At 67.1% G+C, this 25,865-nt stretch carries 22 protein-coding genes and 2 pseudogenes; 8 read left to right on the top strand and 16 right to left on the bottom strand.

The window, feature by feature from the left end:
* Nucleotides 1-6 precede the first annotated feature (6 nt).
* Nucleotides 7-1,023: an aldo/keto reductase gene (locus HWX39_RS13410; protein ID WP_175968568.1), complete on the top strand. Its 1,017-nt coding sequence runs from the start codon at nt 7-9 to the stop codon at nt 1,021-1,023.
* Between the two features lie 281 nt (nt 1,024-1,304).
* Nucleotides 1,305-2,076: pseudogene (locus tag HWX39_RS13405) on the top strand (sulfite exporter TauE/SafE family protein).
* A 72-nt stretch (nt 2,077-2,148) separates the two neighbouring features.
* Here HWX39_RS13405 and HWX39_RS13400 read toward each other — a convergent pair.
* Nucleotides 2,149-4,323, bottom strand: a complete 2,175-nt coding sequence (locus tag HWX39_RS13400; protein ID WP_175968567.1) for a hypothetical protein — start codon at nt 4,321-4,323, stop codon at nt 2,149-2,151.
* Nucleotides 4,324-4,805: 482 nt separating this feature from the next.
* On the bottom strand, nt 4,806-5,702 hold the full coding sequence (locus HWX39_RS13395) for a LysR substrate-binding domain-containing protein (protein WP_175968566.1): 897 nt from the start codon (nt 5,700-5,702) through the stop codon (nt 4,806-4,808).
* A gap of 533 nt (nt 5,703-6,235) precedes the next feature.
* On the opposite strand from HWX39_RS13395, the gene HWX39_RS13390 reads away from it, so the two are divergent.
* The 3 genes from HWX39_RS13390 to HWX39_RS13380 all read left to right on the top strand — a co-directional run bounded on the left by HWX39_RS13390 (nt 6,236) and on the right by HWX39_RS13380 (nt 9,194).
* Entirely contained in the window at nt 6,236-7,105 is an 870-nt protein-coding gene (locus HWX39_RS13390; protein ID WP_175968565.1) for a peptidoglycan DD-metalloendopeptidase family protein, read from the top strand.
* Nucleotides 7,106-7,315: 210 nt separating this feature from the next.
* Nucleotides 7,316-8,215, top strand: coding sequence for a class A beta-lactamase (gene bla / locus HWX39_RS13385; RefSeq protein ID WP_175968564.1), 900 nt, complete (start codon nt 7,316-7,318; stop codon nt 8,213-8,215).
* Nucleotides 8,216-8,321: 106 nt separating this feature from the next.
* Nucleotides 8,322-9,194 carry a LysR substrate-binding domain-containing protein gene (locus tag HWX39_RS13380; protein WP_175968563.1) on the top strand — a complete coding sequence of 291 codons (873 nt, stop codon included), beginning with the start codon at nt 8,322-8,324 and terminating at the stop codon, nt 9,192-9,194.
* A 68-nt stretch (nt 9,195-9,262) separates the two neighbouring features.
* Here the strand turns inward: HWX39_RS13380 and HWX39_RS13375 are convergent, their stop codons facing one another.
* The 9 genes from HWX39_RS13375 to HWX39_RS13335 all read right to left on the bottom strand — a co-directional run bounded on the left by HWX39_RS13375 (nt 9,263) and on the right by HWX39_RS13335 (nt 17,206).
* On the bottom strand, nt 9,263-9,598 hold the full coding sequence (locus tag HWX39_RS13375) for a type 1 fimbrial protein (RefSeq protein ID WP_175968562.1): 336 nt from the start codon (nt 9,596-9,598) through the stop codon (nt 9,263-9,265).
* A 331-nt stretch (nt 9,599-9,929) separates the two neighbouring features.
* The gene (locus HWX39_RS13370; RefSeq protein ID WP_175954063.1) at nt 9,930-10,184 is read right to left on the bottom strand and encodes a GlsB/YeaQ/YmgE family stress response membrane protein; all 255 of its coding nucleotides are present in this window, start codon (nt 10,182-10,184) and stop codon (nt 9,930-9,932) included.
* A 128-nt stretch (nt 10,185-10,312) separates the two neighbouring features.
* Nucleotides 10,313-11,089, bottom strand: a complete 777-nt coding sequence (locus tag HWX39_RS13365) for an ABC transporter ATP-binding protein (RefSeq protein WP_175968561.1) — start codon at nt 11,087-11,089, stop codon at nt 10,313-10,315.
* Nucleotides 11,086-12,000: an ABC transporter ATP-binding protein gene (locus tag HWX39_RS13360; RefSeq protein ID WP_175968560.1), complete on the bottom strand. Its 915-nt coding sequence runs from the start codon at nt 11,998-12,000 to the stop codon at nt 11,086-11,088. The genes HWX39_RS13365 and HWX39_RS13360 overlap by 4 nt, the downstream gene beginning before the upstream one ends.
* Before the next feature lies 1 nt (nt 12,001).
* Nucleotides 12,002-12,916 carry a nickel transporter permease gene (gene nikC, locus HWX39_RS13355; protein WP_175968559.1) on the bottom strand — a complete coding sequence of 305 codons (915 nt, stop codon included), beginning with the start codon at nt 12,914-12,916 and terminating at the stop codon, nt 12,002-12,004.
* A gap of 66 nt (nt 12,917-12,982) precedes the next feature.
* Complete coding sequence (locus HWX39_RS13350) at nt 12,983-14,053, bottom strand: ABC transporter permease (protein WP_175968558.1); 1,071 nt, start codon at nt 14,051-14,053, stop codon at nt 12,983-12,985.
* A gap of 10 nt (nt 14,054-14,063) precedes the next feature.
* The gene (locus HWX39_RS13345; protein WP_175968557.1) at nt 14,064-15,665 is read right to left on the bottom strand and encodes an ABC transporter substrate-binding protein; all 1,602 of its coding nucleotides are present in this window, start codon (nt 15,663-15,665) and stop codon (nt 14,064-14,066) included.
* A gap of 73 nt (nt 15,666-15,738) precedes the next feature.
* Nucleotides 15,739-16,302, bottom strand: coding sequence for a D-alanyl-D-alanine dipeptidase (gene ddpX, locus HWX39_RS13340; RefSeq protein ID WP_175968556.1), 564 nt, complete (start codon nt 16,300-16,302; stop codon nt 15,739-15,741).
* Nucleotides 16,303-16,318: 16 nt separating this feature from the next.
* Entirely contained in the window at nt 16,319-17,206 is an 888-nt protein-coding gene (locus tag HWX39_RS13335; protein ID WP_175968555.1) for a MurR/RpiR family transcriptional regulator, read from the bottom strand.
* A gap of 193 nt (nt 17,207-17,399) precedes the next feature.
* Here HWX39_RS13335 and HWX39_RS13330 point away from each other — a divergent pair.
* The 3 genes and pseudogenes from HWX39_RS13330 to HWX39_RS13320 all read left to right on the top strand — a co-directional run.
* Nucleotides 17,400-18,087 (top strand): annotated as a pseudogene (locus HWX39_RS13330) (HipA domain-containing protein); the annotation flags it as partial.
* 406 nt (nt 18,088-18,493) lie between these two features.
* The gene (locus HWX39_RS13325; RefSeq protein WP_175968554.1) at nt 18,494-19,750 is read left to right on the top strand and encodes an oxalate decarboxylase family bicupin; all 1,257 of its coding nucleotides are present in this window, start codon (nt 18,494-18,496) and stop codon (nt 19,748-19,750) included.
* A gap of 87 nt (nt 19,751-19,837) precedes the next feature.
* The gene (locus HWX39_RS13320; protein WP_175968553.1) at nt 19,838-21,145 is read left to right on the top strand and encodes an Nramp family divalent metal transporter; all 1,308 of its coding nucleotides are present in this window, start codon (nt 19,838-19,840) and stop codon (nt 21,143-21,145) included.
* 17 nt (nt 21,146-21,162) lie between these two features.
* Here the strand turns inward: HWX39_RS13320 and HWX39_RS13315 are convergent, their stop codons facing one another.
* From HWX39_RS13315 to HWX39_RS13295, 5 genes are all read right to left on the bottom strand, one after another.
* Nucleotides 21,163-22,416, bottom strand: a complete 1,254-nt coding sequence (locus HWX39_RS13315) for a hypothetical protein (RefSeq protein WP_175968552.1) — start codon at nt 22,414-22,416, stop codon at nt 21,163-21,165.
* Between the two features lie 27 nt (nt 22,417-22,443).
* Nucleotides 22,444-22,986 carry a class I SAM-dependent methyltransferase gene (locus HWX39_RS13310; protein ID WP_175968551.1) on the bottom strand — a complete coding sequence of 181 codons (543 nt, stop codon included), beginning with the start codon at nt 22,984-22,986 and terminating at the stop codon, nt 22,444-22,446.
* A gap of 171 nt (nt 22,987-23,157) precedes the next feature.
* Nucleotides 23,158-24,747: an ABC transporter substrate-binding protein gene (locus tag HWX39_RS13305; protein WP_175968550.1), complete on the bottom strand. Its 1,590-nt coding sequence runs from the start codon at nt 24,745-24,747 to the stop codon at nt 23,158-23,160.
* 136 nt (nt 24,748-24,883) lie between these two features.
* Nucleotides 24,884-25,219: a sugar ABC transporter ATPase gene (locus HWX39_RS13300; RefSeq protein ID WP_175968549.1), complete on the bottom strand. Its 336-nt coding sequence runs from the start codon at nt 25,217-25,219 to the stop codon at nt 24,884-24,886.
* 242 nt (nt 25,220-25,461) lie between these two features.
* Nucleotides 25,462-25,791 carry a hypothetical protein gene (locus HWX39_RS13295; protein WP_174416893.1) on the bottom strand — a complete coding sequence of 110 codons (330 nt, stop codon included), beginning with the start codon at nt 25,789-25,791 and terminating at the stop codon, nt 25,462-25,464.
* Nucleotides 25,792-25,865 lie beyond the last annotated feature (74 nt).

Genomic DNA, 25,865 nt, shown 5'->3' with positions numbered 1-25,865 from the left:
ACGGGCATGGAAACGCGTGAACTGGGCCGGACGGGCCTGCGGGTGTCGGCACTCGCGCTCGGCTGCATGGGGATGTCGGACTTCTACGGGCCGGCCGACCGCGACGAAAGCATCGCGACGCTGCACGCGGCACTCGACCACGGCATCACGATGCTCGACACCGGCGATTTCTACGGGATGGGCGACAACGAGATGCTGATCCGCGATGCTCTGCGCGGCCGGACACGCGACCAGGTGCTGATCAGCGTGAAATTCGGCGCGCTGCGCGATCCGGCCGGCGGGTTTGCCGGCTACGACGCGCGGCCGGCGGCGATCCGCAACTTCGTCGCGTACTCGCTGAAGCGGCTCGGCACCGACTACATCGACATCTATCGGCCGGCGCGCGTCGATCCGGCGGTGCCGATCGAGGACACGATCGGCGCGATCGCCGATCTCGTGAAGGCCGGGTACGTGCGCCATATCGGCCTGTCGGAAGCCGGCGCCGACACGATCCGCCGTGCGGCGGCCGTCGCGCCGATCTCCGACCTGCAGATCGAATATTCGCTGCTGTCGCGCGGCATCGAGGCCGCGATCCTGCCGGCGTGCCGCGAACTCGGGATCGGCGTGACGGCGTACGGCGTGCTGTCGCGCGGGCTGCTCGGCGGGCGCTGGAGCACGACGCGGCAGGGGGAGCGCGATTTCCGCGCGGCGAGCCCGCGCTTCCAGGGCGAGAACCTCGCGCACAACCTTGCGCTCGTCGACGCGTTGCGCGCGATCGCCGACGAGAAGGGCAGGAATCCGGCGCAGGTCGCGATCGCGTGGGCGCTGTCGCGCGGCGGCGATATCGTGCCGCTGATCGGCGCGCGCAAGCGCACGCAGCTTCAGGACGCATTGCAAGCTGCTGAGATGCAACTAACGGTCGGTGACATCGCTCGCATCGAAGCGGCGGTTCCCGCCGGGGCGGCTGCCGGTGAGCGTTATCCGGCCGCACAGATGGCGCACCTCGATAGCGAGCAAGGGCAGGGGGGATCTCACGGGAGCTGATCGGCCCGGATCGGCTTTCGTTGCGGAGCAGGCCCCGTATTCGTCCGGATTCGGGGGCTGGGTTCGAGTTTGGCAACCCCGGTGGTGGCGCATGGTCAAGTCCCGCCTGCATTGGTATCGGCGGCGCGTTTTTCGCCGGCCCGTGGCGCGACCGCACATCGGTACGTTCGCGCCGCCGCACCGCCTGGCAAGCCCTAGCCAGCCTCAGGCAAAACCAGATGGCGAGCGGCGCGATCGGACTTCACCATCGGCGCCGTACTCAACTGGACGGAATGCCTTTCATGCACATTCATGCGCTGACGATCATCGCGGTGGTTTTCCTGCTGGCGGGCGCGGTCAAGGGCATGATCGGGCTCGGGCTGCCGACGATCGCGATGGGGCTGCTGACGCTCGCGATGCCGCCGTCGGCCGCCGCAAGCCTGCTGCTCGTGCCGTCGTTCGTCACCAACGTGTGGCAATTGTGGCTCGGCCCGTCGTTCGGGCTGCTGCTGCGCCGGCTGTGGCCGCTGCTCGCCGGCCTGACGATCGGCACGCTGACGGGCGGGCTGCCCGCGCTCGCGGCCGGCAGCACCTGGACGCATGCGGCGCTCGGCGGGGTGCTGATCCTCTACGGGCTGTGGGGGCTGGCCGCCGCGCGGCTGCCCGCGCCGGGTCGCCATGAAAAATGGCTGTCGGCCGTGGTCGGCTACCTGACGGGTGTCGTGACGGCCGCGACCGGCGTGTTCGTCGTGCCGGCCGTGCCGTACCTGCAGGCGCTGCGGTTGTCGAAGGACGACCTGATCCAGGCGCTCGGGCTGTCGTTCACCGCGTCGACGATCGTGCTCGGTCTGCAGTTGCGCGTGACGGGCGCACTGGAGACGGTCGATCTCGGCGCTCGCGCTCGCGCCGGCGCTGGCGGGCATGGCCGGCGGCCAATATGCGCGGCGCGTGATGAGCGAGAAGGCGTTCAAGCGCGGCTTCTTCGTCGGGCTGATCGCGCTCGGCGCGTATATGGCGGCTTCGGGGTGGCTGTATGCGGGCATCGCCGACGAGCGCGATGCCCGCTGTCCGTGACGATCCCGAAGCCGGTTTCGACAACAGCCGGGTTCGGGGTCGTTCACCGGACGTGGGTGTGGGTCACACAGCTCAGGCCGGGTCGGCGTATTTCAGCGTCCATCCGAACGTGCGGGTCGCGCCCGCGCCGAGTGCGAACGGCTTCGTCGTGCAGGCGAAGTTCGAATGCAGCTGGCCTATCGGCGTCGTCGACAGCGGGTTCGTCGTGCCGTTCACCGTATCGAAGGCGGACAGCGCGCAGTTGTCGAACCCGGACGCCGCATAGCCGGTCGCGGCGCTGTTCGCGTAGGTCACCGACACGCCGTCGCCGTTCGCCTGCGTCGATGCGAAATCCGCGAACGACGTGAAGTCCGTTTCGACCGACAGGTTACCGGTGAGCGTGCCCGTGCTCAGCGTATCGCTGCGTGCGACCGAGCCGTGCGCGAACGTCAATACCGTATGCACCTGCAGGTCGAGATCCGTCGTGTACGCCGCGTTCTTCGACGCGAGCCGGAACTTCGCGGTATCGAACGACACGATCACCTGACCGTTGCTTTGCTGGACGTTCAGGTTCTTGTAGTACGTGACGGGAATGTAGGTCTTCCCGTTGTACGACACCTGCGGCACCAGCAGCGCGTAGCCGAGATCGGTCGTGCCGTAGATCAGCTTGTCGGAGAACGGCACCGGGTAGTACGGCGTGTACGAGTTGTAGTCGGGCGCCTGGCTGAGGTTCAGGTTGATCACGCGCCGACCGTCGCGCACGGTGACGAGCGCCGCACTGTACGGATGCGCGGTGTCGCCCGGCTGGTTGTACCAGGTGAGCGTGTAATGCGGCAGCGCGTCGAGCCACGCGTTGTAGTCCGCATCGGCCATCGGCGCCTTGCCGCCGAAGCCGAGCTTGTTCCACCACGCGTTCACGTACAGGTACTGGTGCAGCAGGCTGAAGTTCTCGCCCATCACGCGCGGCTTGCCGCGATACGCGTCCGTGCCGCGGCCCTTGACCCACATGTTCACCGACGGCGTCGGCAGCGACGGGTCGTACCAGTACGTGTCGAACCGATGCGCGGCCTGATAGATGAACGCATACGCGACCTGCTTCTCCTGGTCGGTCAGCACGCCGGCGTTGGCCGCGGCCGTCAGCACTTCCATGAACGCCGAATCGCCGTACGGGCCGATCGAGCGGCCGTAGTTGAAGCCCTGGCCGTTCGCGTTCAGCTGCGGCAGGATCAGGTCGACCGACTTGCGCAGATAGCCCTTCAGTTCGGGCGTGAGGTTCGCCTCGTTGCCCATCTCGAACGTGCGCTCGGTCACTTCGCCGATCAGCAGCGTGCTGTAGCGGTCGAAGCGCGCCTGGTCGTAGTAGGTCGTGTGCGTGTTCGACGCTTCGTCCGAGAACCCGCCCGACGAGTCGTTGCGGATATGGTTGGTGAGCGTGTACAGCAGCGCATCGCGCGCGCCCATCGTCGCGACCGACGGATCGGTCTTCGATGCAAACGACGGGCTGCTCCAGCCGAGCTTCTGGCGCAGCCCGGCAATTCCGTAGGACACCGCATAGTAGTTCTGCGCGGTGTTGAGCGACGCGATGTCGATCGGCGTGCCGGCCGCGGGGCACGTATCGGTCTTGCCGCTCGCATCGGGGCCGAACATGTCGCAGAAGGTGAGCCGCTGCTGCAACGTCGCGAGCATTGCGTCGCTGAAGACTTCGTTGAGCATCCCGTGCGCTTTCAGGTTGTTCAGCGCGACGAGGTAGTAGTACTCGCCCCACGACGTATTCGCGTACGTGTAGTTGCTGCCCGACTGCGCCATCATCGCGGTCGTGATCGTCTGGTACGTCGCGAGGTAGCTCGCGTATTGCGGATCGTTCTTCGACTTCATGTCGATCAGGATGTACGACAGGCCGAGCGCGAGCTTGCCCGGCAGGAATTTGTCGCCGGTGTTCGTGTCGAGCACGTGGACCGGCGTGCCGTCGCCGAGATCCATCACGACCTGCGTGAAGTCGGGCGATTTCCGGATCAGGTCGAACAGCGCGCGCATCTGGCCCATCATCGTGACCGGAATGTTCGTGCCGGCCGGCACGCTGGTGTCGGGCGCGCCGTAGACGAGCGCCTGCAGCGAGTTCGCCGCGAGCGACGGTGTCGTGGACGCGGGCGGAGAAGATGACGATGGTGACGGCGTGTCGGTCACGTCGTTGCCGCCGCATGCGCTGACGAACAGGACGGAAAGGGCGCTGAGCGCGGCGCCGAGCGCGAATCTGCTGCGCGGATGCATTGTGTCTCCAGTTTTGAATAGTGATGAAGCACGGGCGGGTGTGGCCGTTGCCGCGCTCGATGCCCGTACCCGTCCTCCGTCTTGCAACCCTGATCCCTGAAGACGGACGGCCTGAATCACCCTTCGAGCGGGCAAGCGTTCTCCCGGCGCGGGCCGTGACCGACGTCGCGCGGATGCATTGGAAAACGTTTTCCAAATTTAGGCGGCGATCGGCGGGATGTCAATGAACTTTCGCGCCGATCGGGGCGGGAAAAACCCGGATAGTGGAACGGAGGGCGTGGTAGGCCAGATCGGAATGTCGCAGAAATTACCGGGATTTCTGACGGATGAGATGTGCGGCAGCGCGGGATGTCGATGCGGAAGCGGCTAGAAGAAGGACTAGTCGGGGAGGTGTGCTTGAAGAAATTTGAGGGAAAACGTTATCCATAAGGATCGAAGTGAATTGGAGCGTGCATCGCGGCATCGACCGCGAACGGCGCGCGTCACCGCGGCGTGGTTTCGCCGGACAAGAACGCGACGAACTCGCGCGTGTACTTCGGCAGCGCATCGAACGACCGCGCGCACAGCTTCAGCCGGCGGTGGCTCCACGGATCGGACAGCTCGACGAGCCGCACGTCCATCGTCTGCATCGCGCGCTCGGCCGCATGGCGCGACACGATGCCGATGCCCACCCCGCTGGCGATCACGCGGCAGATCGCATCGAAGCTCTTCAGTTGCACGCGATAGCGGATCCGCTTGCCGAGCGCGCGCGCCTGGTCGGCGAGATGCACCTGCAGTGCGCTGCCGTCGGTGAGGCCGATGAAGTCGGCATCGGCGATCGAGTCGAACGCGACCTCGCCTTGCGACGCGAGCGGATGCGCGGCCGGCACGACCACGATCAGCCAGTCCTCGCGGAACGGCTTCTGTTCGAGGCCGCCGAGCCCGACCGAATCGGCGACGATGCCGACCTCGGCCGTCTTGTTGCGGATCGCATGCACGATTTCCTGGCTCGAGCGCTCCTCGACGCTGATCGACAGCTTCGGATGATGCGGCAGGTAGTCGGCCAGTGCGTCGGGCAGGTATTCGCTCAGCGACGCCGTGTTGCACAGCAGCCGGATATGCCCGCGCAGCCCCTGGCCGTATTGCTGCAACTCGCCGCGCATGTGGTCGATCTGTTGCAGCACGGTGCGCGCGTGATGCTCGAGCGCGCGGCCCGCGTCGGTGGCCTGTGCGCCCGACTTGGTCCGATGCAGCAGCGGCACGCCGAGTTCGTCCTCCATGCCGCGGATGCGCTCGCTCGCGGCCTGCAGCGTGATGTGGGTCCGCTCGGCGCCGCTCGTGATCGTGCCGGCCTCGCAGATGTTCAGGAAGAGCCGCAGGTCGGTCAGGTCGAAGCGCATGGTGGGCGGGGCGATCGTGTTGGAATGGCCGATAAGTTAGCAGGGAACCGCGGGCGCGGTCTCAGGCGCAGCCTGAGGCCCGATTCGTCGGTTCCGCATTTTCGGGGTGGGATCGATGGCGGATCATGGCCGCACATCAACCGGGGAGCCTGTCATGCAGATCGATCCGTCGTGGGGCGTGTCGTTCAAGATCGCGTTGCACGTGCTGTTCCTGTGCATCGGCATCGCGTGGGCCTGCTCCGAACTCGCCGCGTGGTTGCGCTGAACATCGCGGCGGGCGCGCGCCGCAGCAGGCGGTAGCGTCGTTTCGCACCTATCGAAACACATTCGCCATAGTTTCCTGAAACGAAAATTCTTCCGTTTTCACGCAACCAGACCATCAAGTTTTTCCGGATCGGGCCGTATTACCGGTAGCGAATGCCGGCCGGCATCCGGTTCGTGATCGTTTGTCATCATTGTTTGCATCCGGTTACACGTCGGCCGTTCCGTTTTTGAGATGCTTGAAAGATTGTCAAACCGGAGTCGGATCGTCCATGAAAACGCGCGAGATTCACCGCAACGCAGCGTGGCTGCCGGGCCTGGCAGCCGTGCTCGTCATGGCCGGTTGTGCAAGCACGCAGTCCGTTTCGCCGAGCGACGCGCTGGGGGGACAACCGTCGCCGTCGAGCCAGCCCGCTGCCGCGCAGTCGGCCGTCACACCGCCGCCGGCGCCGATTCTCGTCGCGCAGAAGTACGTCGTGAAGCGCGGCGACACGTTGACGGGCATCGCGTCCGCGAACGGCTGCAGCGTGGCCGACCTGCGCACCTGGAACAAGCTGGGTGCGAAGGGCAGGCTGCGCATGGGACAGGTGCTGCGCATCGTCAAGCAGCAGCCGTTGCCGCCGTCGGGCGTGGCCGGCACGCAGGTGGCCGCGTCGTCGGCGTCGTCGGCGTCGAGCAACGGTGCAGCGAGCAACCCGGCAACCGCGCAGACCGCGGCGTCGAGCGCGAGCGACCGTCAGGTCGTCAAGGAAACGAAGCGGCATGCGGGCGGCGTCGCACTCAAGTGGCCCGCGAACGGCAAGATCGTCGACGGGTTCCGGCCGGGGCAGAACCGCGGCATCCAGATCGCCGGCCGGCCGGGCGACCCGGTCCGCGCCGCGGCCGACGGCCGCGTGATGTACGCCGGCACCGGCCTGAACGATTACGGCAGCCTGATCATCGTCCAGCACAACGCGGATTTCCTGACCGCCTATGCGCACAACCGCAAGCTGCTCGTGAAGACGGGCGACATCGTGCGTCAGGGCGACGAGATCGCCGAAATGGGCGACCTCGACAACTCGCGTGTCGCGCTGCTGTTCGAAGTGCGGCGCGACGGCAAGCCGGTCAATCCGGTGCCGTATCTGCCTTCGTCGCAAGGGTGACGCAGGGCCGTTTCGCTGGAACGTGGCGGCGGTCGCTGCTACGCTAGGGCCTGTTCATGCGAGTCCCGCGCTGCGCGGGGCCGACGGCCGTCCCTCGGGGATGCGCGGCGTAGGCCGTCGCGGGCCGGCCGCCGGCGTGAACGGGCGCGCCAGTTCAACGCGCGCCCGCGTTGCTTCTTGCCACCGATGCCGACAGAACACATCACATTCATGGAACATTCTCCGACACGCCGCTCGCTGTTGCTTGCCGCCGTTGCCGCGCCGTTCGTCGCCGCGTGCACGTCCGCGCCGGTCGCCGACCAGGGGCGCGCCCATACCGCCCAGGCCGAACTGACCGCGCTCGAGAAGGCCTCGAATGGCCGGCTCGGCGTCGCCGCGCTCGATACGTCGAACGGCGTGCGGATCGCGCACCGTGCGCGCGAGCGCTTCCCGCTGTGCGGCACGTATGCGGTCGTCGCGGCTGCCGCGATGCTCGCGCGCGGCTCGCTCGACGCGTCGCTGCTGCCGCGCCGCATCCTGTACCGCCGCTATGAAATCGTGTCGGGCTCGCCGATCACGGAAAGCCACGTCGACACGGGCATGACGATCGAGCAGTTGTGCGCGGCGATGCTGCAGTCGGGCGACAAGGGCGCCGGCAACCTGCTGATGGGCGTGCTCGGCGGCCCGCAGGCCGTCACGTCGTTCGCGCGCGAGAGCGGCGCCACGTCGTTCCGACTCGATCACTGGGAACCCGAACTGAACAACGCGGCGCCCGGCGACGAACGCGACACGTCGACGCCGGTGGAGATGGTCGACACGCTGCAGCGGCTGTTGCTCGGCAACGCGCTGCACGAGCCGCAGCGCGCGCAACTGACGGAATGGATGGTCGGCGGCGCGCGCGGCGCGACCGGCATCGCGGCGGGCGTGCCGCCCGGCTGGCGCATCGCGGACAAGGCCGGCACGGGCGGTTACGGTACGACGACCGACGTCGCGGTGCTGTGGCCGCCGTCGCGTGCGCCGATCGTGATGGCCGTGTCGTTCACGCAGCAGCAGGCCGCCGCGGCGGCCCGCGCGGACGTCGTCGCGTCGGCGGCGCGCATCGTGGCGGGCGCGCTCACCGCGACGGCCTGAGCGTCCCGCGCCTCGCGCAAAGCCGGCGTTTGGCTTATCGTGTCGGACAGCGCGCGCCGCGGTCGGCGCGCGGTCCTTCCGCGCCGTTTTTCCGTTTGCCTTCTTCATGCGCCGACTTCCGCCCCTGCATGCGCTGCAGATCTTCTCGACGGTGGCTCGCCACCGCAGCTTCACGCGCGCGGCCGAGCAGCTGTGCATCACGCAGGGCGCGGTAAGCCGGCAGATCCAGACGCTCGAGGCGCATTACGGTTTCCCGTTGTTCAAGCGGCATGCGAAGGGCCTGACGCTGACGGCGGAGGGCGAGCAGTTGCTGCCGGTCGTCAACGAGAGCTTCGCGCGGATCGAAGATATTTCGATGAAGCTCACGCGGCAGCGCACCGATCTCGCGCTGAAGGTGCCCACCTGCGTGATGCGCTGGATGCTGCCGCGCATCATGCGCTTCCAGGGCGAGCATCCCGATCTGCATGTGCAGATCACCACCGCGTGGCAGCACGTCGTCGATTTCGCGACCGAGCCGTTCGATGCGGCGGTCGTCTACGGTACGTCGCCGGGCACGGGCGTGTGCGCGCTGCCGCTGTTCGACGAGCGGCTGACGCCCGTCTGCGCACCCGAATTGAGGCAGACGTCGCCGCTCGACGCGCTCGGCGATCTCGCGCGCCATACGTTGCTGCATCCGACCCGCGACCATCGCGACTGGCGCGCGTGGCTCGATCACGCGGGCGAGCGCAGCGTCGATCCGGCGCGCGGGCCGACGTTCGACACGCTCGATCTCGCGACGAATGCGGCGATGCAGGGCTTCGGCGTCGCGATCGGCGACGTGACGCTCGTCGACGACGACGTCAGCGCACGCCGGCTTGAACGGCCGTTCGACATCGTGCTCGAGACGGGCGCGCGCTACTTCTTCGTGTATCCCGAGAACATCGGCAGCCAGCAGAAGATCCGCGCGTTCAGCGACTGGATCGCGCGCCATCGCGATTGACCGGCGAAGCGCGCATGTGCGCCGAACCGGCGCGCGGCACCCGTCGGGCGTCGCGCCGGCGGGCGGCTTTACTGGTAGGTCACGACGGCGATCATCGGCGCCTGGTGGTTGCCGGGACGGTTCGGTAAAACGATTGCGCGCGAGGCCTGAGTAAAGGTCGTGGTCTTGATGGCCTGCTGGCTTGCCGCGTCGACGAACGCGATCTGGCCGCTTGCCGGGCGCGGACAGTCGGGGCGTACTTGCCCGCGGGCGAGATCGGCCGTATCGACCGCGAACGAGCAGGGCGGCTCGACGATCATGCCGGAAAAGGAGATGATGCCGGACGCGCCGGCGGCAAACGATGAGGACGTGGCCAGAAGCGAGGCAGCCAGGACGAACGAGGCGGCGAACAGGCGATGCTTCATGACAGGCTCCAGAGAGGAAGCGCGTCGCAGCGTGGCCGCTCGGGTGGCAGTCCGTCAACGCTGCGATGCTGTATGCGTAAACGGCAAAACCATCGGACCTCTTGAATGAAAAAAATCGAAATAATGGCAATCGGCAAACGATTGCGTATTGCTTAAACCAATGTAGGCCGAATCTGTGCAACCGCAAGTCAGGGAAATGCCGGGTGGCATAAGATCGAAGGACGAACGGTCGTCGTGACCGTTGTGTGGGCAACGGCCTTGCGCCGCCCGGAAAGCAAGACGGCCGCTCGAGATGAGCGGCCGTCTTGCGTTGGAGCCGAAGGTGCGACGTTCAGTTCGCGCGCTTGCGTACCGCGCCGACGATCACGAGCAGCACGATTGCGCCGATGATCGACGCGATCCAGCCCGCGCCCTGGCCCGGTGCGTACCAGCCGGCGGCGCGGCCGACGTAGCCGGCGACCAGCGAACCGACGATGCCGAGCACGGTGGTCATCAGGATGCCCATCTTGTCGTCGCCGGGCTTGAGTGCGCGGGCGAGGAGGCCGACGATGAGCCCGACGACCAGGGTTTCGATGAATTGCAGCATGAACGCCTCCCTATTGCGGTTGAGCTGTTGACGAAACGAAATTGACCCGTGCGGCGCGCCAGGGTTCCATGGGCCGCGGGCCGTTGCGTGGCGCGCCGAGTATCGCATGCCGGTGCGGCGCGCAGATGTCAGCCTGCCGGCGCGCCCGCCACCGGGTCGAGACGACGGTAGCCTTCGGTCGCGTTCAGCAGCGTGCGCGTGTAGTCGCGTGCAACCTGCCCGGCGCGCACGTCCTCGATCCGCAACTGCTCGACGATCGCGCCGTGCTGCATCACCGCGACGCGCTGGCACAGGAAGCCGATCACCGCGAGGTTGTGGCTGACGAGGATCATCGTCAGGTTGCGTTCGCGATGCAGGCGGCGCAGCAGGTTCAGGATCTCGGCCTGTACCGACACGTCGAGCGCGGACGTCGGCTCGTCGAGCAGCAGCACGCGCGGCTCGACGATCAGCGCGCGTGCGATCGCGACGCGCTGCCGCTGGCCGCCCGACAACTGGTGCGGATAGCGGAACCGGAACGCGGGGCCGAGACCGACCTCGGCCAGCGCGCGGGCGATCCGCGTGTCGGCGTCGCCGATCGCATGGATCGACAGCGGCTCGCGTAGCGTCTGGTCGACCGTGAAACGCGGATGCAGCGACGCGTACGGATCCTGGAACACCATCTGCACGTGACGGCGAAAGGCGCGATCGGGCGTGCCGCCCACCGGCCGTCCGTCGATCGACAGGCTGCCGGACGCGAGCGGCACGAGCCCCGTCAGCGCGCGCAGCAGCGTCGACTTGCCGGAACCCGATTCGCCGACGAGCCCGAACACTTCGCCGTCGCGGACCGCGAAGCTTGCGTCGCGCACGGCGTCGACGTGACCCGTGCGGGTCGGGAAACGGATCGATGCGTGATCGACGTCGATCATCGTGCGGCCTCCTTCGGTAGGTGAGCGGTCGGCGCGGGCGCAGCGGCGTCGAGCCACGCCGGATCGCGCCGCAGTACCGGCAGTTCGTCGGGCGGGTTCGCGAGCGGCGGGTTCGCCGCGAGCAGCCCGCGCGTATAGGGATGCGTCGCATCGCGCAGGTCGCGCGCGGCGCAGGTTTCGACCACGCGCCCCGCGTACATCACCGCGACGCGATCGCAGAACGACATCACGAGCGGCAGGTCGTGGCTGACGAACATCAGGCCCGTGTTGTGCCGCGCGATCATCGCGTCGAGCACCGCGAGCACCTGCATCGACACCGCGACGTCGAGCGCGGAGGTCGGCTCGTCGGCGATCAGCAGGCGCGGGCCGGTCGACACCATCATCGCGATCATCACGCGCTGGCCCATGCCGCCCGACAGCTCGTGCGGATACGCATCGGCGACACGCGCCGGGTCGCGGATCTGCACGGCCGCGAGCGCGTCGACGATCCGCTCGCGCAGCGCGCGGCCTCGCAAGCCCGGCTCGTGCCGCCGGAACGCTTCGCCCATCTGCTGCGCGACGGTCATGACCGGGTTCAGCGAATACTTCGGATCCTGCAGGATCATCCCCATCTGGCTGCCGCACAGCCGCCGGCGTTCGCCCGGCGACATCGCGAGCAGGTCGTGGCCCGCGAAGCGCATCGTGCGGGCCGACCAGCGCGCGGCGTCGGGCAGCAGGCCGAGCAGCGCGCGGCCCGTCAGCGATTTGCCGGAGCCCGATTCGCCGACGATGCCGAGCCGTTCGCCGGGCGCGAGCGTCAGCGACAGGTCGCGCACCGCGTCGATGACGACGCCGTCGTGCCCGCGAAAGCCGATTTTCAGGCCGTCGATCTCGCAGAGCGGCGCGGGTGCGGGGGAGGAGTTCATCGGCATGTCATGCTCCATGGCGGGGATCGAAGACGTCGCGCAGCCCGTCGCCGAGCAGGTTGAACGCGAGGCTCACGAGCAGGATCGCGATGCCGGGCAGCGTCGCGACCCACCACGCGTCGAGCAGCACGTTGCGGCCCGACGCGACCATGAAGCCCCACTCGGGGCTCGGCGGCTGCGCGCCGAGGCCGAGAAAGCCGAGGCCCGCGACGGTCAGGATGATGCCGGCCATGTCGAGCGTCGCGCGCACGATCACCGACGACATGCACAGCGGCATGATGTAGCGCAGCAGGATGCGCGGGCCCGACGCGCCTTGCAGCCGCGCGGCGTGGATGAAGTCGGCCTGCGCGATGCGGATCGTCTCCGCGCGCGCGAGCCGCGCATACGCGGGCCACGCGGTGATCGAGATCGCGACGACCGCGTTGATCACACCGGGCCCGAGCGCGGCCGCGAACGCGAGTGCGAGCACGATCTTCGGAAACGCGAGCGCGATGTCGGTGATGCGCATCAGCACGCTGTCGACGAAGCCGCCGCAATAGCCGGCCGTCGTGCCGATCGCGAGGCCGATCGGCACGACGATCACGACGACGAGCAGCGCGATGCCGAGCGTGAGGCGGGAACCTGCGATCAGCCGCGAGAGGATGTCGCGCCCGAGCTGGTCGGTGCCGAGCCAGTGCGACGGCGAGCCGGGCGGCAGCAGCCGGTCGGACAGCACCTGGCGCAGCGGATCGTGCGGCATGATCAGCGGGCCGACGATCGCGACGACGATCAGCGTCACCAGGATCGCGAGCCCGAACAGGTTGAGCGGATTGACCGCGAAACGGCGCCAGCGGCGGTAAGCGAGGCCGAGAGCGGCCTGCGAGCGCGACGCGGGCGCGTCGGACAGCAGCCACGCGCGCAGCGTGAGAGGGGCGGCATTCATGGTCGGATGGCCTTCGGCATGGACGGTGAAGGAAGCAGGATGGAAACGGTCATGTCGAAGCGGCCCTCAGCGCGCACGCGGATCGAACACGCGGTACAGCGCGTCGGTCAGCAGGTTGACGGTGATGAACATCACGCCGATCACGAGCGTCGCGCCGAGCACGGCGTTCATGTCGGCGTTCAGGAGCGCGCCGGTCAGGTACGAGCCGAGCCCCGGCCACGCGAATACGATCTCGGTCAGCACTGAGCCTTCGAGCAGGTTGCTGTACGTGAGCGCGATCACGGTGAGCAGCGGCACCATGATGTTGCCGAATGCATGCCGCCAGATCACGCGCCGTTCCGACAAGCCCTTCGCGCGCGCGGTGACGATGTATTCCTGGCTCAGCTGGTCGAGCATGAACGAGCGCGTCATCCGGCTCAGGTACGCGACCGAGTAGTAGCCGAGGATCGTGGCCGGCAACGCGATGTGCGACACCGCGTTGCGGAACACGTCCCACTCGCCGGCAAGCGCCGCGTCGATCAGCAGGCTGCCCGTGCGCGGATCGACCATCCCGTCGTACACGGGATCGAGCCGGCCCGGGCCGCCGACCCAGTGCAGCCGCGCATAGAACAGCAGCAGCCCCATCAGCCCGAGCCAGAACACCGGCACCGAATTGCCGATCAGGCCGACGAAGCGTGCGATGTGGTCGATCGGCCGGTTGTGCTTCACCGCGGCCGCGACGCCGAGCGGCACGCCGATCGCGATGCCGATCAGCGTCGCGATCGTCGCGAGTTCGAGCGTGGCGGGGAACACGCGCCTGATGTCGTCGAGCACGGGGTTCGACGTCAGCAGCGACATGCCGAGATTGCCGTGCAGCACGTCGCGCGCGTAGATCAGGAACTGCGTGACGAGCGGCTTGTCGAGGCCGAGTGCGATGCGCTCGGCCGCGTACGCGTCGGCCGACGCGCGATCGCCGAGGATCGCGAGGACGGGATCGATCGGCACCTTGCGGCCGATCACGAACGTCAGTGCGAGCAGCCCCGCGAACGTGACGGCGAGGGTGAGCGCCCAGCGCAGCACACGCAACGCCCAGCGTACGGCCGGGCGCCGCGCGGGCAGCGTGCGCAGTGCTTCGAGGGAGGAGGCGGGAGTCGACATGCGGCGAACCTTATTGCTTCTTCAGGTGACGGTACGACACGAGATCGTTGATCGGCCCGACTTCGAGCCCGCTCACGCCGGGCCGCATCGCGACCTGCGCGACCTTCTCGAACATGATCACGAACGGCGAGCGCGCGAGCATCTCCTTCTGCATCGCCTGGTACCGCTGCGCGCGTTGCGCGGCGGTCGGCTCGGCGAGCGCGGCGTCGGTCTCCTTCGTGAGCTGCGGGATGTCCCAGCTGTTGCGCCAGGCCAGCATCTTGTAGCTCGACTTGTCGGCGTTGTCGGGGTTCCATGCGAAACCCTGCGCGTTGCTGTGCGGGTCGATGTAGTCGGCCGACCATTCGCCGATGTAGATGTCGTGCTGGCGCGCGCGGTATTTCGCGAGCGTCTGCTTGTTGTCGCCGGGGATCAGCTGCACCTTGACGCCCGCCTGCGCGAAGTTCGCCTGCACGGCCTGCGCGATCTCCGTGTACGGATAGTCGTTGCGCACGTCCATCGTCACCGAGAAGCCGTTCGGCACGCCGGCCTTCGCGAGCAGCGCCTTCGCCTTCGCGACGTCGAGCTTGTACGGGTTCGCATTCAGCGTGCCGAGGAAGCCTTCGGGCAGGAAGGTCTGGTGCACCTTGTACGTCGTCTTCACGACGTTGGCCTGGATGCCCGCATAGTCGACCAGCCACTTCAGCGCTTCCTGCACGTCGGGCTTCGCGAGCGTCGCGTTCTTCGTGTTCAGGCCGAGATACAGCAGCGTCGCCTGCGGCGAGGCCATGACTTTCGCCTTGCCCGATTTCACGACCGACGCGAGATCGTCGGGGCTCAGGTCGCGCGCCGCGTCGACGTCGCCGTTTTCCAGCAGCAGCCGCTGGCTCGCCGCTTCGGGCACATGGCGCAGCACGATGCGCTTCATCGCGAGCGGCAGCCGGTAGCCGTCGAAGCGTTGCAGCACGATGCTGTCGCTGGGCGACCACTTGACGAGCTTGTACGCACCGGAGCCGGCCTCGTTGGTCTTCAGCCACGCATTGCCGAAGTCGTTGCCCTGCTGGTGCGACAGCAGCAGTTTCTTGTCGAGCACCGACGCGGGCCACGAGCCGAGCACGTTGAGCACGAAGGTCGGCGCGTACTTGTGATCGGTCGTGATCGACACCGTCTGGTCGTCCAGCTTCTTCACGTTCGCCGCGACGTTGGCCTTCGTGAGCCCGATGCCGGTCAGCACCGCGGCCGGGCCCTTGTCGAGCAGCACCGTGCGCTGGATCGACCACGCGACGTCGTCGGCCGTCAGCGGGTTGCCCGAATGGAACTTGAGGCCCGAGCGCAGCTTGAACGTATAGGTCAGCCCGTCGGGGCTCACGGTCCACGACTGCGCGACGTCGCCGTTGAATTTCGACGGATCGCGCAGGTCGACGCGCACGAGCCGGTCGTACGTGTTCGCGACGTATTCCTCCGGCACCAGCTCGTAGATTTCGCCCGGATCGAGCGTCGTGAATTCGTCGAGCAGCGTGGCCATCACGAACATGTCCTTCGGCGTTTCCGCACGGGCGGTGGAAAGCGGAACGGCGGCGAACAGGGACGCGGCGGCCAGCGCCGCGACGAGCCGGGAGGTCGGAAATTTCATGGGCGCTTCTCCATCTGTCGTTTGAGTCGTTGAACGTGAACCTGCATGAAAAGGGGGCGGGCGTGCAGCGTCGTCACATCAGGCGCCACGGGCCGCTCGCCGCGTTGTCGATCGGCGGCAGCGCGTGCGAACCGGGCAGCTCGTAGTGCCACCACTCGCTGTCGATATGCGCGAAGCCGGCCGCGTGCATCACGCCGAGCAGCAGCAGCCGGTTGCGTTGCACGTGCTCGGGCAAGCCCGCGTGAAAATGGCCCGACGCGGCCACCATCTCGTCGAAGCCGGTGCCCATGTCGAGCGGCTCGCCGTTCGCGCCGACGAGCGTCAGGTCCAGCGCGGTGCCGCGGCTGTGGTTCGACCCGCGGCCGAGATCGGCGACGAAGTTCGGATCCGGCAGGAACTCCCACAGCACCTGCTGCGCTTGCGGCGGGCGATACGCGTCGTAGAGGCGCAGCGTGAAGCCGGCCTGCGCGGCCACGTCGACCGCGCGGCGCAGTGCGGCTTCGGCCGGCTCGAGCAGCAGACAGTGCGCGTTGCGGTAGATCGGCTTGCCGGTCAGGTTGCGCTCGGTCGCGTAGACGAGATCGATCTCGACGCGATGCGTGGCGGGCGTGATTTCGACGAGGCGGTAATGGTTCATCGGCGGTCCGGTTTGCTCAGGATTCGAATTGGTCGAACGTGCGCTGCAGTTCGCGATTGCGCGCGACGCGCCGGTCGATCGCGGGACCGAGGCGGTCGACCACGGCGGTGATCAGCAGGTTGAACAGGCAGGTGAGCGGCGCGAGCGAATCCCAGAACTGGCCGACGTCGGTCTTCACCTGCAGCAGGTCGGCCGGCCACTCGCGCGCCCACGGGCAATACAGATCGGTGACCAGCGCGAACGGCTGGCCGCGTTCGGCGGCCGCCTGGCAATAGCGGCGCGCGCTGCGCGAGTACGCGCGGGTATCGGTGACGATGCAGTACGGCCGCTCGAATTCGGAGTTCAGCGAATCGACGTACGAGCCTGACTGGCCGTCCGAGTAGAACACGCGCGGGCGCAGGTATTCGAGGTAGCTGCTGAACGCGTTGCTGATACCGCGCGTCGACTGGATGCCGAGGATGAACACGGCGTCTGCCTGGGCGATCCGGTCGGCCACCTGCGCGAACACCGGTTCTTCGGCGAGCCGGTAGACGTGGCGGATCGCGTCGAGTTCGCGCTCGAGCGACGACGCGAGCGTGCCGTCGCCGCGATGGCCGTCGCGCTCGCCGGTGGTCGTTGGCGTGGCGGTGGCGCGGCGGTACTCGTCGAGGCGGTCGGTGATCATCCACGGGCGGTCGCTGCCGCCGCGCAGTTCGCGTTTCAGGTCGTCGAGGTTGCGGTAGCCGACGCTGCGCAGGAAACGCCCGACCGAAATGCCGCTGGTGCCGGTTTGCTGCGCGATCTGGTCGGCGGTTTCGAGGCCGAGCCGATCGAGGTTCGCGAGCATGTAGCTCGCGATGCGCTTCGCGGTCGGCGTCAGCTCGGCAAAGCGGGATTCGACGGTATGGGCGAAGGCGCAGGTCATCGGTCTGTTAGATCGTTGTCATTGAATGATTCAATGTCATCTATCTAACAAAGCCAAAATCATTCACGCCAGCGGATAAAAACTATGGGGTGATGGGCGGCGATAGGGTCGAGGGCGCGGTCATGGGGGCAGGTGAAAAAGGCGTTTTTATCTCTGTCAGGCATATTTTGCGTTTATGCCGCACAGGAATAATTCATTCGGTCTGCCGGTCGCCCATACGGAAATCGTGCGTTTCGGCGCGCACAAGGTGCTGTCGGTCGAGCGTTTCGATCGTACGTTGCATCGTGACGGCGGGTGGCTGTTGCGCTTGCCGCAGGAGGACTTCTGCCAGGCGCTCGGCGTGCCGCCGCACCTGAAGTACGAATCGCAGGGCGGCCCCGGCGTGCCTGACCTGGTCGGCCTTCTGCGCCGTTCGGAAACGGCGCGGGAGGATCTCGACACACTGTTCGCGGCCCTGGTCGTGTTCTGGATGCTCGCGGCACCGGACGGGCACGCGAAGAACTTCGGCCTGCGCCTGCTGCCGGGCGGCCGTTTCCGCCTCACGCCGCTCTACGACGTGATGTCGATCTGGCCGGTCGAAGGCGATGGCGGGAACCCATGGTCGTGGCACAAGGCGAAGCTCGCGATGGCCGTGCACGGCAAGCGCAAGCACTATGGGATGCGCGACATGACGCGACGGCACTTCACCGCGATGGCCGAATACTGCCTGCTCGGCGATATTGCGACGCCGATCGTCGAGCGGCTCGTCGCGATGACGCCGCATGTGATCGAATCGGTCGGCAGCTGCGCTGCCTCCCGGTTTTCCGGCGAGGGTAGCGGAGCGCATCCCGGGTGGATTGCGGTTCGCCGCGCAACGGCTCGACGAAATGCCGCGGGCGTAAACCGCACCCCGGCCCGGTTGGCTGGCGTTCGACGCATCGGCATGCGGCTGTTTCAGTTCGAGAGGATCAGTGATCCGAATCGACTGCGCCGCATCGTGATCGTGCGTTGCATGTCTCGATCTTGTCGCCATGTGTGGCATCCCGACCGCGCGCGGTCGTATTTCCGCATTCACCGGACCTGGCCGATTCACCGATATCGGTCACCTTTCAGTATCCCGCTGCGCCGCAATAATTACAAAGTTAAAGCGGATCAGATTAAATCATTGATTCAGGTTAATAATTCATTTAAGTTTTTCGGTGATCTGGATTTAACTTGCGTCACGGGATGTTCGATTTTCGATAATCCGAAAAACGGCATGTGTTCCGTAATGGAAATTCGCTCAATTGCAGGCATGAAGAGGAAACCATGACGAATCTTTCTCGACGCAAGATGCTGGCGGGAACCGCCGGCGCCATTGCCGCCGCGGGTATCGCGGTATCGGCCAAGGCCGCCTCGTTCGGCAATCCGGACCGCCCGCCGGAAGGCGCGGTGAATGCGCGCAACCGCCAGAGCCTGACCGACCCGGGTCCGAAAAATCCGGAAATCGCCAATCAATTCCCGTCTTTTCAGGATCCGCCGGCCACCGATATCAACGGCATGCCGTTATTCTGGGCTTCGTTCAACAATGCGCATAAGCGTATTCAAAATGGCGGATGGGCGCGCGAAGTCACGCAGGACGATTTCGCGATTTCCGAAACCATTTCAGGCGTCAACATGCGCCTCACGCGCGGCGGCATTCGCGAGATGCACTGGCACCAGCAGGCCGAGTGGGCCATCATGCTCGACGGCCGCTGCCGGATCACGGTGCTGGACGAGCTCGGGCGGCCATCGGTGCAGGACGTGAAAACCGGTGATCTCTGGTATTTCCCGCCCGGGCTGCCGCATTCGCTGCAGGGCCTCGGCACCGACGGCGCCGAATTCCTGCTCGCGTTCGATAACGGCCGCGCGTCCGAATTCAACACGTTGCTGTTGACCGACTGGATCGCGCACACGCCGCCCGATGTGCTCGCGCTCAACTTCGGCGTGCCCGCCGACGCATTCAGGAACATTCCGCTCGACAACCTGTGGATCTTCCAGGGCGACGAACCGGGTCCGCTCGCGCAAGCGCAGCGCGCGTCGGCGTCGTCGGCCGGGGCGCCGCCTCATCCGTTCATCTTCTCGCTCGGCGACATGAAGCCGGTCAGGAAGACCCGCGGCGGCGAAGTGCGGATCGCGGACAGCACGAACTTCAACGTGTCGACCACCGTCGCGGCGGCGCTCGTCACCGTGCATCCGGGCGGCATGCGCGAGCTGCACTGGCACCCGAACGCGGACGAATGGCAGTACTACCTGCAGGGCGACGCACGGATGACCGTGTTCGACACGGGGCCGAAGGCGCAGACGGCCGACTTCCGCGCGGGCGACGTCGGCTACGTGAAAAAGAGCCTCGGTCACTACGTGCAGAACACCGGCAGCACCGATCTCGTGTTCCTCGAGATCTTCAAGACCGACCGCTACGCGGAAGTGTCGCTGTCCGACTGGCTTGCGCATACGCCGCCGCAGCTCGTCGAAGCGCACCTGAACCTCGCGCCGGACGTGATCGCGCAGTTTCCGCGCAACCGTCCCGACGTCGTGCCGCTGTAACGCCGCCGCCGTCGCGGTCGGCAGGCGGCACGCCGGCCGCGGCGCCCGAACTTCAGGAAGCCTTCCTCATTCGAACGGAACCTCATCATGATTCCCGTCACGAGCAAACCTGCCGGCGGCTTCGCGCTGCCGGGCCGGCCCACCGGGCACACCGACGGCGCCGCGCGCGCCGCGCTGGAAGGGCGCCGCACCGGCGTCGCCGCGCTGCTGCCGTTCGTCGGTCCGGCCGTCGTCGCGTCGATCGGCTACATGGATCCCGGCAACTTCGCGACCAACATCCAGGCCGGCGCCGCGTACGGCTACCGGCTGCTGTGGGTCGTGCTGGCCGCGAACGCGATCGCGATGCTGTTCCAGGCGATGTCCGCGAAGCTCGGCATCGTGACCGGCCGCAATCTCGCGCAGCTGTGCCGCGACCGCTTTCCCGCGCCGGTCGTGTGGGGCATGTGGGTCGCGTCCGAGATCGCCGCGATGGCGACCGACCTCGCCGAATTCCTTGGCGGTGCGCTCGCATTCGGGCTGTTGTGCCACCTGTCGCTGTTCGCGGGGATGATCGCGACGGCGCTCGCGACCTGCGCGATCCTCGCGCTCGAAAAACGCGGCTTCCGGCCGCTCGAGGCCGCGATTGCGGCGCTGGTCGGCGTGATCGGCGCGTGCTATCTCGGCGAACTGCTGATCGCGCCGCAGGACTGGCACGCGGCGGTGTTTCACCTGGTCGTTCCGCAGATTCCGGATCACGCGGCGCTGACGATCGCGGTCGGGATCATCGGCGCGACGATCATGCCGCACACGCTGTATCTGCATTCGGGGCTCACGCAGGATCGCACCGCGCCGCGCGACGAGGCGGAGCGGCGGCGGCTCGTGCGTTTCTCGAACCGCGAGGTGGTCGTCGCGCTCGGGCTGGCCGGGTTCGTGAATCTCGCGATGGTGATGATGGCGTCGTCGGCGTTTCATGCGAGCGCGCCGGGCATGACCGACATCGGCGCCGCATATCACACGCTGATCCCGGTGCTCGGGCCGGCGGCCGGCGTGCTGTTTCTCGTCGCGCTGCTGACGTCGGGCGTGTCGAGTTCGGTGGTCGGCACGATGGCCGGGCAGGTCGTGATGCAGGGCTTCATCCACCGCCGCGTGCCGGTCTGGGTGCGGCGCGCGGTGACGATCGCGCCCGCGTTCGCGGTGGTCGCGCTCGGCTGCGACGTCACGCGTGCGATGGTCGCGAGCCAGGTCGTGCTGAGTTTCGTGCTGCCGCTGCCGATGATCGCGCTGCTGATGCTGTCGGCGCGCGCGGACGTGATGGGCGCTTACGCGATGCGGCTGCCGCTGCGGATCGTCGCCGGGGCGGCGACGGTCGTGATCGTCGGGTTGAATGCGTACCTGGTGTGGGCGGCCTTCAATTGAACGGCCGCGGCCGGCGCCTACTGCTGCATGTCCGGCGCCTCGCGAAGCCGCCAGATCACGTTGCACTGCTGGCCGCCGAGGCTCGTCGAGCGCAGCGTGATGACGGTGCCGGCCACGATCCGATACCAGAAATGCGCCATCAGCTCGGTGCCTTTGCGCTGGGGCTGCCCGTCGACCAGCACTTCGCACAGCAGCGGCGACGGCGAGCCGGACGGATGCGTGACGTAGACGTTCAGTCGCGCGATGTCGCGGGTCGCGGTGAACACGGCTTCGTGGTTTCCGCTGCCGATCAGCATCGTGCCGCCGGGTTCGTCGATCGCCTGCAGGTAGGCGCCGGCGCTTTCCTCGATCGCCGTGGCCGCGACGGTCAGCCCGGCCGAGCGCAGGTAGTCGGCCGCCGCGATGCGCGCGGCCACCGCGTCGGATTGCACCCGCGTGCCGTCCGACAGCGCGAACGGCACGCCGTCACGCAGCGCGGCGTCGGTGTGGTTTGCGTAGTAGCGCCATCGGTCGAGGAAGCGGATGTCGCCGGTCATGTGCAGCGCGCGGATCGGCTCGCCGTGATACCGGAGCGTCGTCGTGCCGTTGCCTGCGTCGAATGCTTCGTGAATGCCGTACTTGCTGACGAAGTTCTGGACCGGATCGAGCAGCGCCGTTTCGCCTTGCGCGCTCCACAGGTGCAGGAACGTCGTATCGATCCCGAAGCATTCCTGGAAATCGGTGCCGATGCGGGCAATGCAGTCGCGCAGATGGCTGGCGTAGCGTGCCCACGCGTCGGCGGTCCCGGCGACGAGCCCGGCCTGCAGCGCACCGCCGTGGCGCGCGGAGACTTCGTCGACGACGAGACGCCAATGAGCGTCGCGCCGCTCGCCGATCAGCGGCGTGACGACGAACGTGCAGAACAGCGGGTCGGGGCACGCATGGATCCGGTCGTCGCCGATCTGCGAGAACAGGTCGAACTCCGGCGCGCAGAACCAGATGTCGGCGTCGTACAGCGCGAGCTTGCGGATCTGCGGGTTGCGGGCGCAATACTCGGCGGCCTCGATGAAGCGGCCGACCGGCAGCGCATGCTTGCCCGATGCCTCGATCACGTCGACCGACTGGCTCGCCAGGATCTGCCGCTTGCGTTCGGAGAGCCCGTAGCCGATCACCGCGATCCGGCCGTCGTAGCCGGTGTGCCGCAGCGACAGCAGGAACGGCACGAGCATTTCGTACCATGCGCGGTTGTTGTCGTTGATCGCCACGCAGACCGCGTGCTCGCTCGAATGCATGTGTTTTCCCCGGTGGGCGTGCCCGGCTCAGTAGCCGACGTGGCGCTCGCAGACGACCGCGCCGCAGCCGCGGCTGTCGTGATACGTAATATGAAACTGCTTGTTGTCCCACAGCCATTGGAACACGGCTTGGTACACGCCGGCCGTGGTCATGTCGTGCAGCACGATCTTCTTGCGTGCCAGCGGGCCGAAGCGGTTCAGTTCGGCGAGCGTCTGCTCGTACGTATGCGTGGTGTCGATGAACAGCAGGTCGGATGCCAGCGGCTCCATCGCGAGATCATCTGCGATCCTGAATTCGAAGTCGACCGACAGGTCTTGCGCGGCCTGCTCCAGTTCGCGCCGGATGTGGAAGTGCTCGTCGGAGATGTCGACCGACACGAGGCGCTTCGGTTGCGCGAGCATGAAGGCCGTCGTGGTCAGCCCGGTAAACACGCCGAGCTCGAGGATGGTGTCGCACCCGATCGCCGTATCCGTATAGAAGTCGAAGCGGGAAGGGCTGTCGCCGAGCCAGCCGATCGGTTCGATCTTGTACTGCAGGAATTCCATTCTCAGTTGTTGTAGCGTGCGCATCCGTTTTTCCTTCGCGTGGCGAATTCGGTGGTGGGTGCCATCGCCGGGACCAGCCGGCTCCCGCGGCGCCGGCCATTGTAGATCGCCGGCCGCCGCCCGGCCTAGCGCCGCCGCGGCGGCTTGCAGCGATTACCCGCGCGCCGGCATGGTCGGCCGCGCGGGCCGCCCGGATTACTTCGCGAGCGTGCGGTATGACACGAGATCGTTGATCGGCCCGATTTCCGGCCCGGTCACGCCGGGGCGCGTCGCGACCTGCACGACCTTCTCGAACATGATGATGAACGGCGAGTTCGCGAGCACGGCCTTCTGCAGCGCTTCGTAACGCTGTGCGCGCTTCGCGGGCGACGGCTCGACGAGCGCGGCCTCGGTGTCCTTCGTCAGTTGCGGAATGTCCCAGCTGTTGCGCCACGCGAGCATCTTCGTCGGCGACTGGTCGGAGTTGTCAGGATTCCACGCGAAGCCGCGGGCATTGCTGTTCGGGTCCATGTAGTCGGGCGACCATTCGCCGACGAAGATGTCGTGCTGGCGCGCGCGATACTTGCCGATCGCCTGCTTCGCATCACCCGGAATCAGCTTCACGCGGATGCCGCCCTGCGCGAAGTTCGCCTGCAGCGCCTGCGCGATCTCGAGGTACGGATAGTCGTTCGGCATGTCCATCGTCACGTCGAAGCCGTTCGGCAAGCCGGCCTTGGCGAGCAGCGCCTTCGCCTTCGCGACGTCCTGCTTGTACGGCCGCGCGTTCGACGCGCCGAGGAAGCCTTCGGGCAGGAAGGTCTGATGCACCTTGTAGGTCGTGCTGACGATGTTGCGCTGGATGCCGTCGTAGTCGACGAGCCATTTCATCGCCTGCTGCACCTCGGGCTTCGCGAGGTTCGGGTTCTTCGTGTTCAGGCTCAGGTACAACAGCGCGGACACCGGCCACGACGCGACCTTGATCTTGCCGGCCTTCGTCAGCGCGGCGAGGCTGTCGGGGCTCAGGTTGCGTGCGGCGTCGGCGTCGCCGTTCTCCAGCAGCAGCCGCTGCGCGGACGCTTCGGGCACGTGACGCAGCACGACGCGCTTCATCGGGTACGGCGTGCGGTACTGGTCGAAACGCTGCAGCACGATGGTCTCGTTGGGCGTCCACTTGACGTGCTGGTACGGGCCCGAGCCGGCGTCGTTGGTCCGGAGCCAGCCGCTGCCGAAATCGTTGCCCTGCTGGTGCGACAGCAGCAGCTTCTTGTCGAAGACCGATGCCGGGCACGCGCTCAGCACGTTGAGCACGAAGCTCGGTGCGTACTTGCGGTCGGTTTCGAGCACGACGGTCTGCGGATCGACCACGCGCACCTTCTGCATCACGTTCGCCTTCGTGAGACCGAGATCGGCGAGCACGCCTGCCGGCCCCTTGTCGAGCAGGATGGTGCGCTGCAGCGACCACGCGACGTCGTCGGCGGTCACCGGGTTGCCGGAATGGAACGTGGGGCCGGGGCGCAGCTTGAACGTGTAGGTCACGCCGTCGGCGCCGACCGACCACGATTGCGCGATCTGCCCGTCGAAGCGCGTCGGGTCCTTCAGGTCGACACGCACCAGGCGTTCGTAGGTGTTCGCGACGTACTCGGACGGCACCAGCTCGTAAATCCCGCTCGGGTCGAGGGTCGTGAATTCGCCGAGCTGCGTGGCGACGACGAAGATGCCGGGCGGCGTGGCCGCCTGTGCCGGCCATGCCGGAACAAGCGCGACGAGCGCGGCGCTGACGAACAGCCGGGACAGCAGGTGCTTCATGCAGGCTCCGTTGAAAGGAAATCGTGGGTGCGATTCTCTCATCGACGGCCGCCCGGATGAAAATATTCGGCGTGCGCGCCGGCGGGTTGGCGCGCGGGAGCGAGCCGGGCGGACGCCCGGCATCGGCGGGTTCGGATCAGATCGCGCAGCGCGCGATCGCGAAGCGCATCGCTTCCTCGGCCGGCTCGTTGCCCGAGCCGCGCACGACCTTGATGACCGAGCCGTTGCCCGACGGCGTCAGCGTGACGAAGTACGAGTTCGAGCCGACGGCGATGTCGGTCACGCCGTTGTGCTGCGACTGCTCGGTGCCCGACAGGCGGCTGTCGAGGCAGTTGGCGATCGCGTAGGCCGGGCGTTGCGACGACACGTAGATCATCGGCGCTGCGCCGGAGGAAGCGGCCGAGTCGGGCGAGGGTGCGGAACCGCAGGCGGCGAGCAGGGCGGCGGGAAGGAGCAGCAGGAATCGTTTCATGGTCGGTCGTCGGGTGTCTCGTATCGAGGCTGGGGCGCGGGGTAGGCGAAACGCGAAGCTTCGCGACGAAACCGCCCGGAATCGGGCCGTTTTTGACGGTCGATACGGCGGGCGGCTGACGTCGGAGTATACCCGCAGCGTTTGACGCGATTCGGGCGTTGAAACGATTCGATACAACAAGCACCCGCTGCCGGGCGGCGGCAGCGGGCGTTCAGGCGATGGCGACTGGGCGCTTGCCGGCGTTACTGGCCGATCTTGTTGCTGACCGCATTTTCCTGCTGGTTCAGCACGCGCTGTTCGCTCTTCGTAATGTGGCTGTGATCCTGCGCAGCCATGTCCCGCTCTTCCTGGCGGATCTTGCGGTCGTCACGGTGCAGGCGCGCGGCCTGGGCGTGCGACATCTCGCCTTCCTTCACTTCGTGATGGATCCGGCGATTCTGGTTTGCGAGGCGCTGGTTGACCTCTTCGCGGCGCGGATGCGCCTGTTGCCACGGCGTGTCGGCGAACGCGGTGCCGGTCAGCACCGACATCAGGGTGGCGGCAATCGCGAGATGGCGGGTGAGGGCTCGCATGGTGTTTTCTCCTGTCGTTGCGCGTCCGGATCGTGGGCGCTTGTCCAAAAAACGCGGAGGAGGCCCCTGCTGTT

It is taken from the genome of Burkholderia sp. BCC0322, from assembly GCF_902833045.1.
Taxonomy (GTDB): Bacteria; Pseudomonadota; Gammaproteobacteria; order Burkholderiales; family Burkholderiaceae; genus Burkholderia.
Note: the sequence above shows the minus strand (reverse complement) of the source record. Positions and strands in the feature narration are given on the sequence as shown.

Coding starts and splice junctions, on each gene's coding strand:
- HWX39_RS13410 (WP_175968568.1), top strand. CDS start 7: ATGGAAACGCGTGAACTGGGCCGGACGGGCCTGCGGGTGTCGGCACTC.
- HWX39_RS13400 (WP_175968567.1), bottom strand. CDS start 4,323: ATGCATCCGCGCAGCAGATTCGCGCTCGGCGCCGCGCTCAGCGCCCTT.
- HWX39_RS13395 (WP_175968566.1), bottom strand. CDS start 5,702: ATGCGCTTCGACCTGACCGACCTGCGGCTCTTCCTGAACATCTGCGAG.
- HWX39_RS13390 (WP_175968565.1), top strand. CDS start 6,236: ATGAAAACGCGCGAGATTCACCGCAACGCAGCGTGGCTGCCGGGCCTG.
- bla (WP_175968564.1), top strand. CDS start 7,316: ATGGAACATTCTCCGACACGCCGCTCGCTGTTGCTTGCCGCCGTTGCC.
- HWX39_RS13380 (WP_175968563.1), top strand. CDS start 8,322: ATGCGCCGACTTCCGCCCCTGCATGCGCTGCAGATCTTCTCGACGGTG.
- HWX39_RS13375 (WP_175968562.1), bottom strand. CDS start 9,598: ATGAAGCATCGCCTGTTCGCCGCCTCGTTCGTCCTGGCTGCCTCGCTT.
- HWX39_RS13370 (WP_175954063.1), bottom strand. CDS start 10,184: ATGCTGCAATTCATCGAAACCCTGGTCGTCGGGCTCATCGTCGGCCTC.
- HWX39_RS13365 (WP_175968561.1), bottom strand. CDS start 11,089: ATGATCGACGTCGATCACGCATCGATCCGTTTCCCGACCCGCACGGGT.
- HWX39_RS13360 (WP_175968560.1), bottom strand. CDS start 12,000: ATGCCGATGAACTCCTCCCCCGCACCCGCGCCGCTCTGCGAGATCGAC.
- nikC (WP_175968559.1), bottom strand. CDS start 12,916: ATGAATGCCGCCCCTCTCACGCTGCGCGCGTGGCTGCTGTCCGACGCG.
- HWX39_RS13350 (WP_175968558.1), bottom strand. CDS start 14,053: ATGTCGACTCCCGCCTCCTCCCTCGAAGCACTGCGCACGCTGCCCGCG.
- HWX39_RS13345 (WP_175968557.1), bottom strand. CDS start 15,665: ATGAAATTTCCGACCTCCCGGCTCGTCGCGGCGCTGGCCGCCGCGTCC.
- ddpX (WP_175968556.1), bottom strand. CDS start 16,302: ATGAACCATTACCGCCTCGTCGAAATCACGCCCGCCACGCATCGCGTC.
- HWX39_RS13335 (WP_175968555.1), bottom strand. CDS start 17,206: ATGACCTGCGCCTTCGCCCATACCGTCGAATCCCGCTTTGCCGAGCTG.
- HWX39_RS13325 (WP_175968554.1), top strand. CDS start 18,494: ATGACGAATCTTTCTCGACGCAAGATGCTGGCGGGAACCGCCGGCGCC.
- HWX39_RS13320 (WP_175968553.1), top strand. CDS start 19,838: ATGATTCCCGTCACGAGCAAACCTGCCGGCGGCTTCGCGCTGCCGGGC.
- HWX39_RS13315 (WP_175968552.1), bottom strand. CDS start 22,416: ATGCATTCGAGCGAGCACGCGGTCTGCGTGGCGATCAACGACAACAAC.
- HWX39_RS13310 (WP_175968551.1), bottom strand. CDS start 22,986: ATGCGCACGCTACAACAACTGAGAATGGAATTCCTGCAGTACAAGATC.
- HWX39_RS13305 (WP_175968550.1), bottom strand. CDS start 24,747: ATGAAGCACCTGCTGTCCCGGCTGTTCGTCAGCGCCGCGCTCGTCGCG.
- HWX39_RS13300 (WP_175968549.1), bottom strand. CDS start 25,219: ATGAAACGATTCCTGCTGCTCCTTCCCGCCGCCCTGCTCGCCGCCTGC.
- HWX39_RS13295 (WP_174416893.1), bottom strand. CDS start 25,791: ATGCGAGCCCTCACCCGCCATCTCGCGATTGCCGCCACCCTGATGTCG.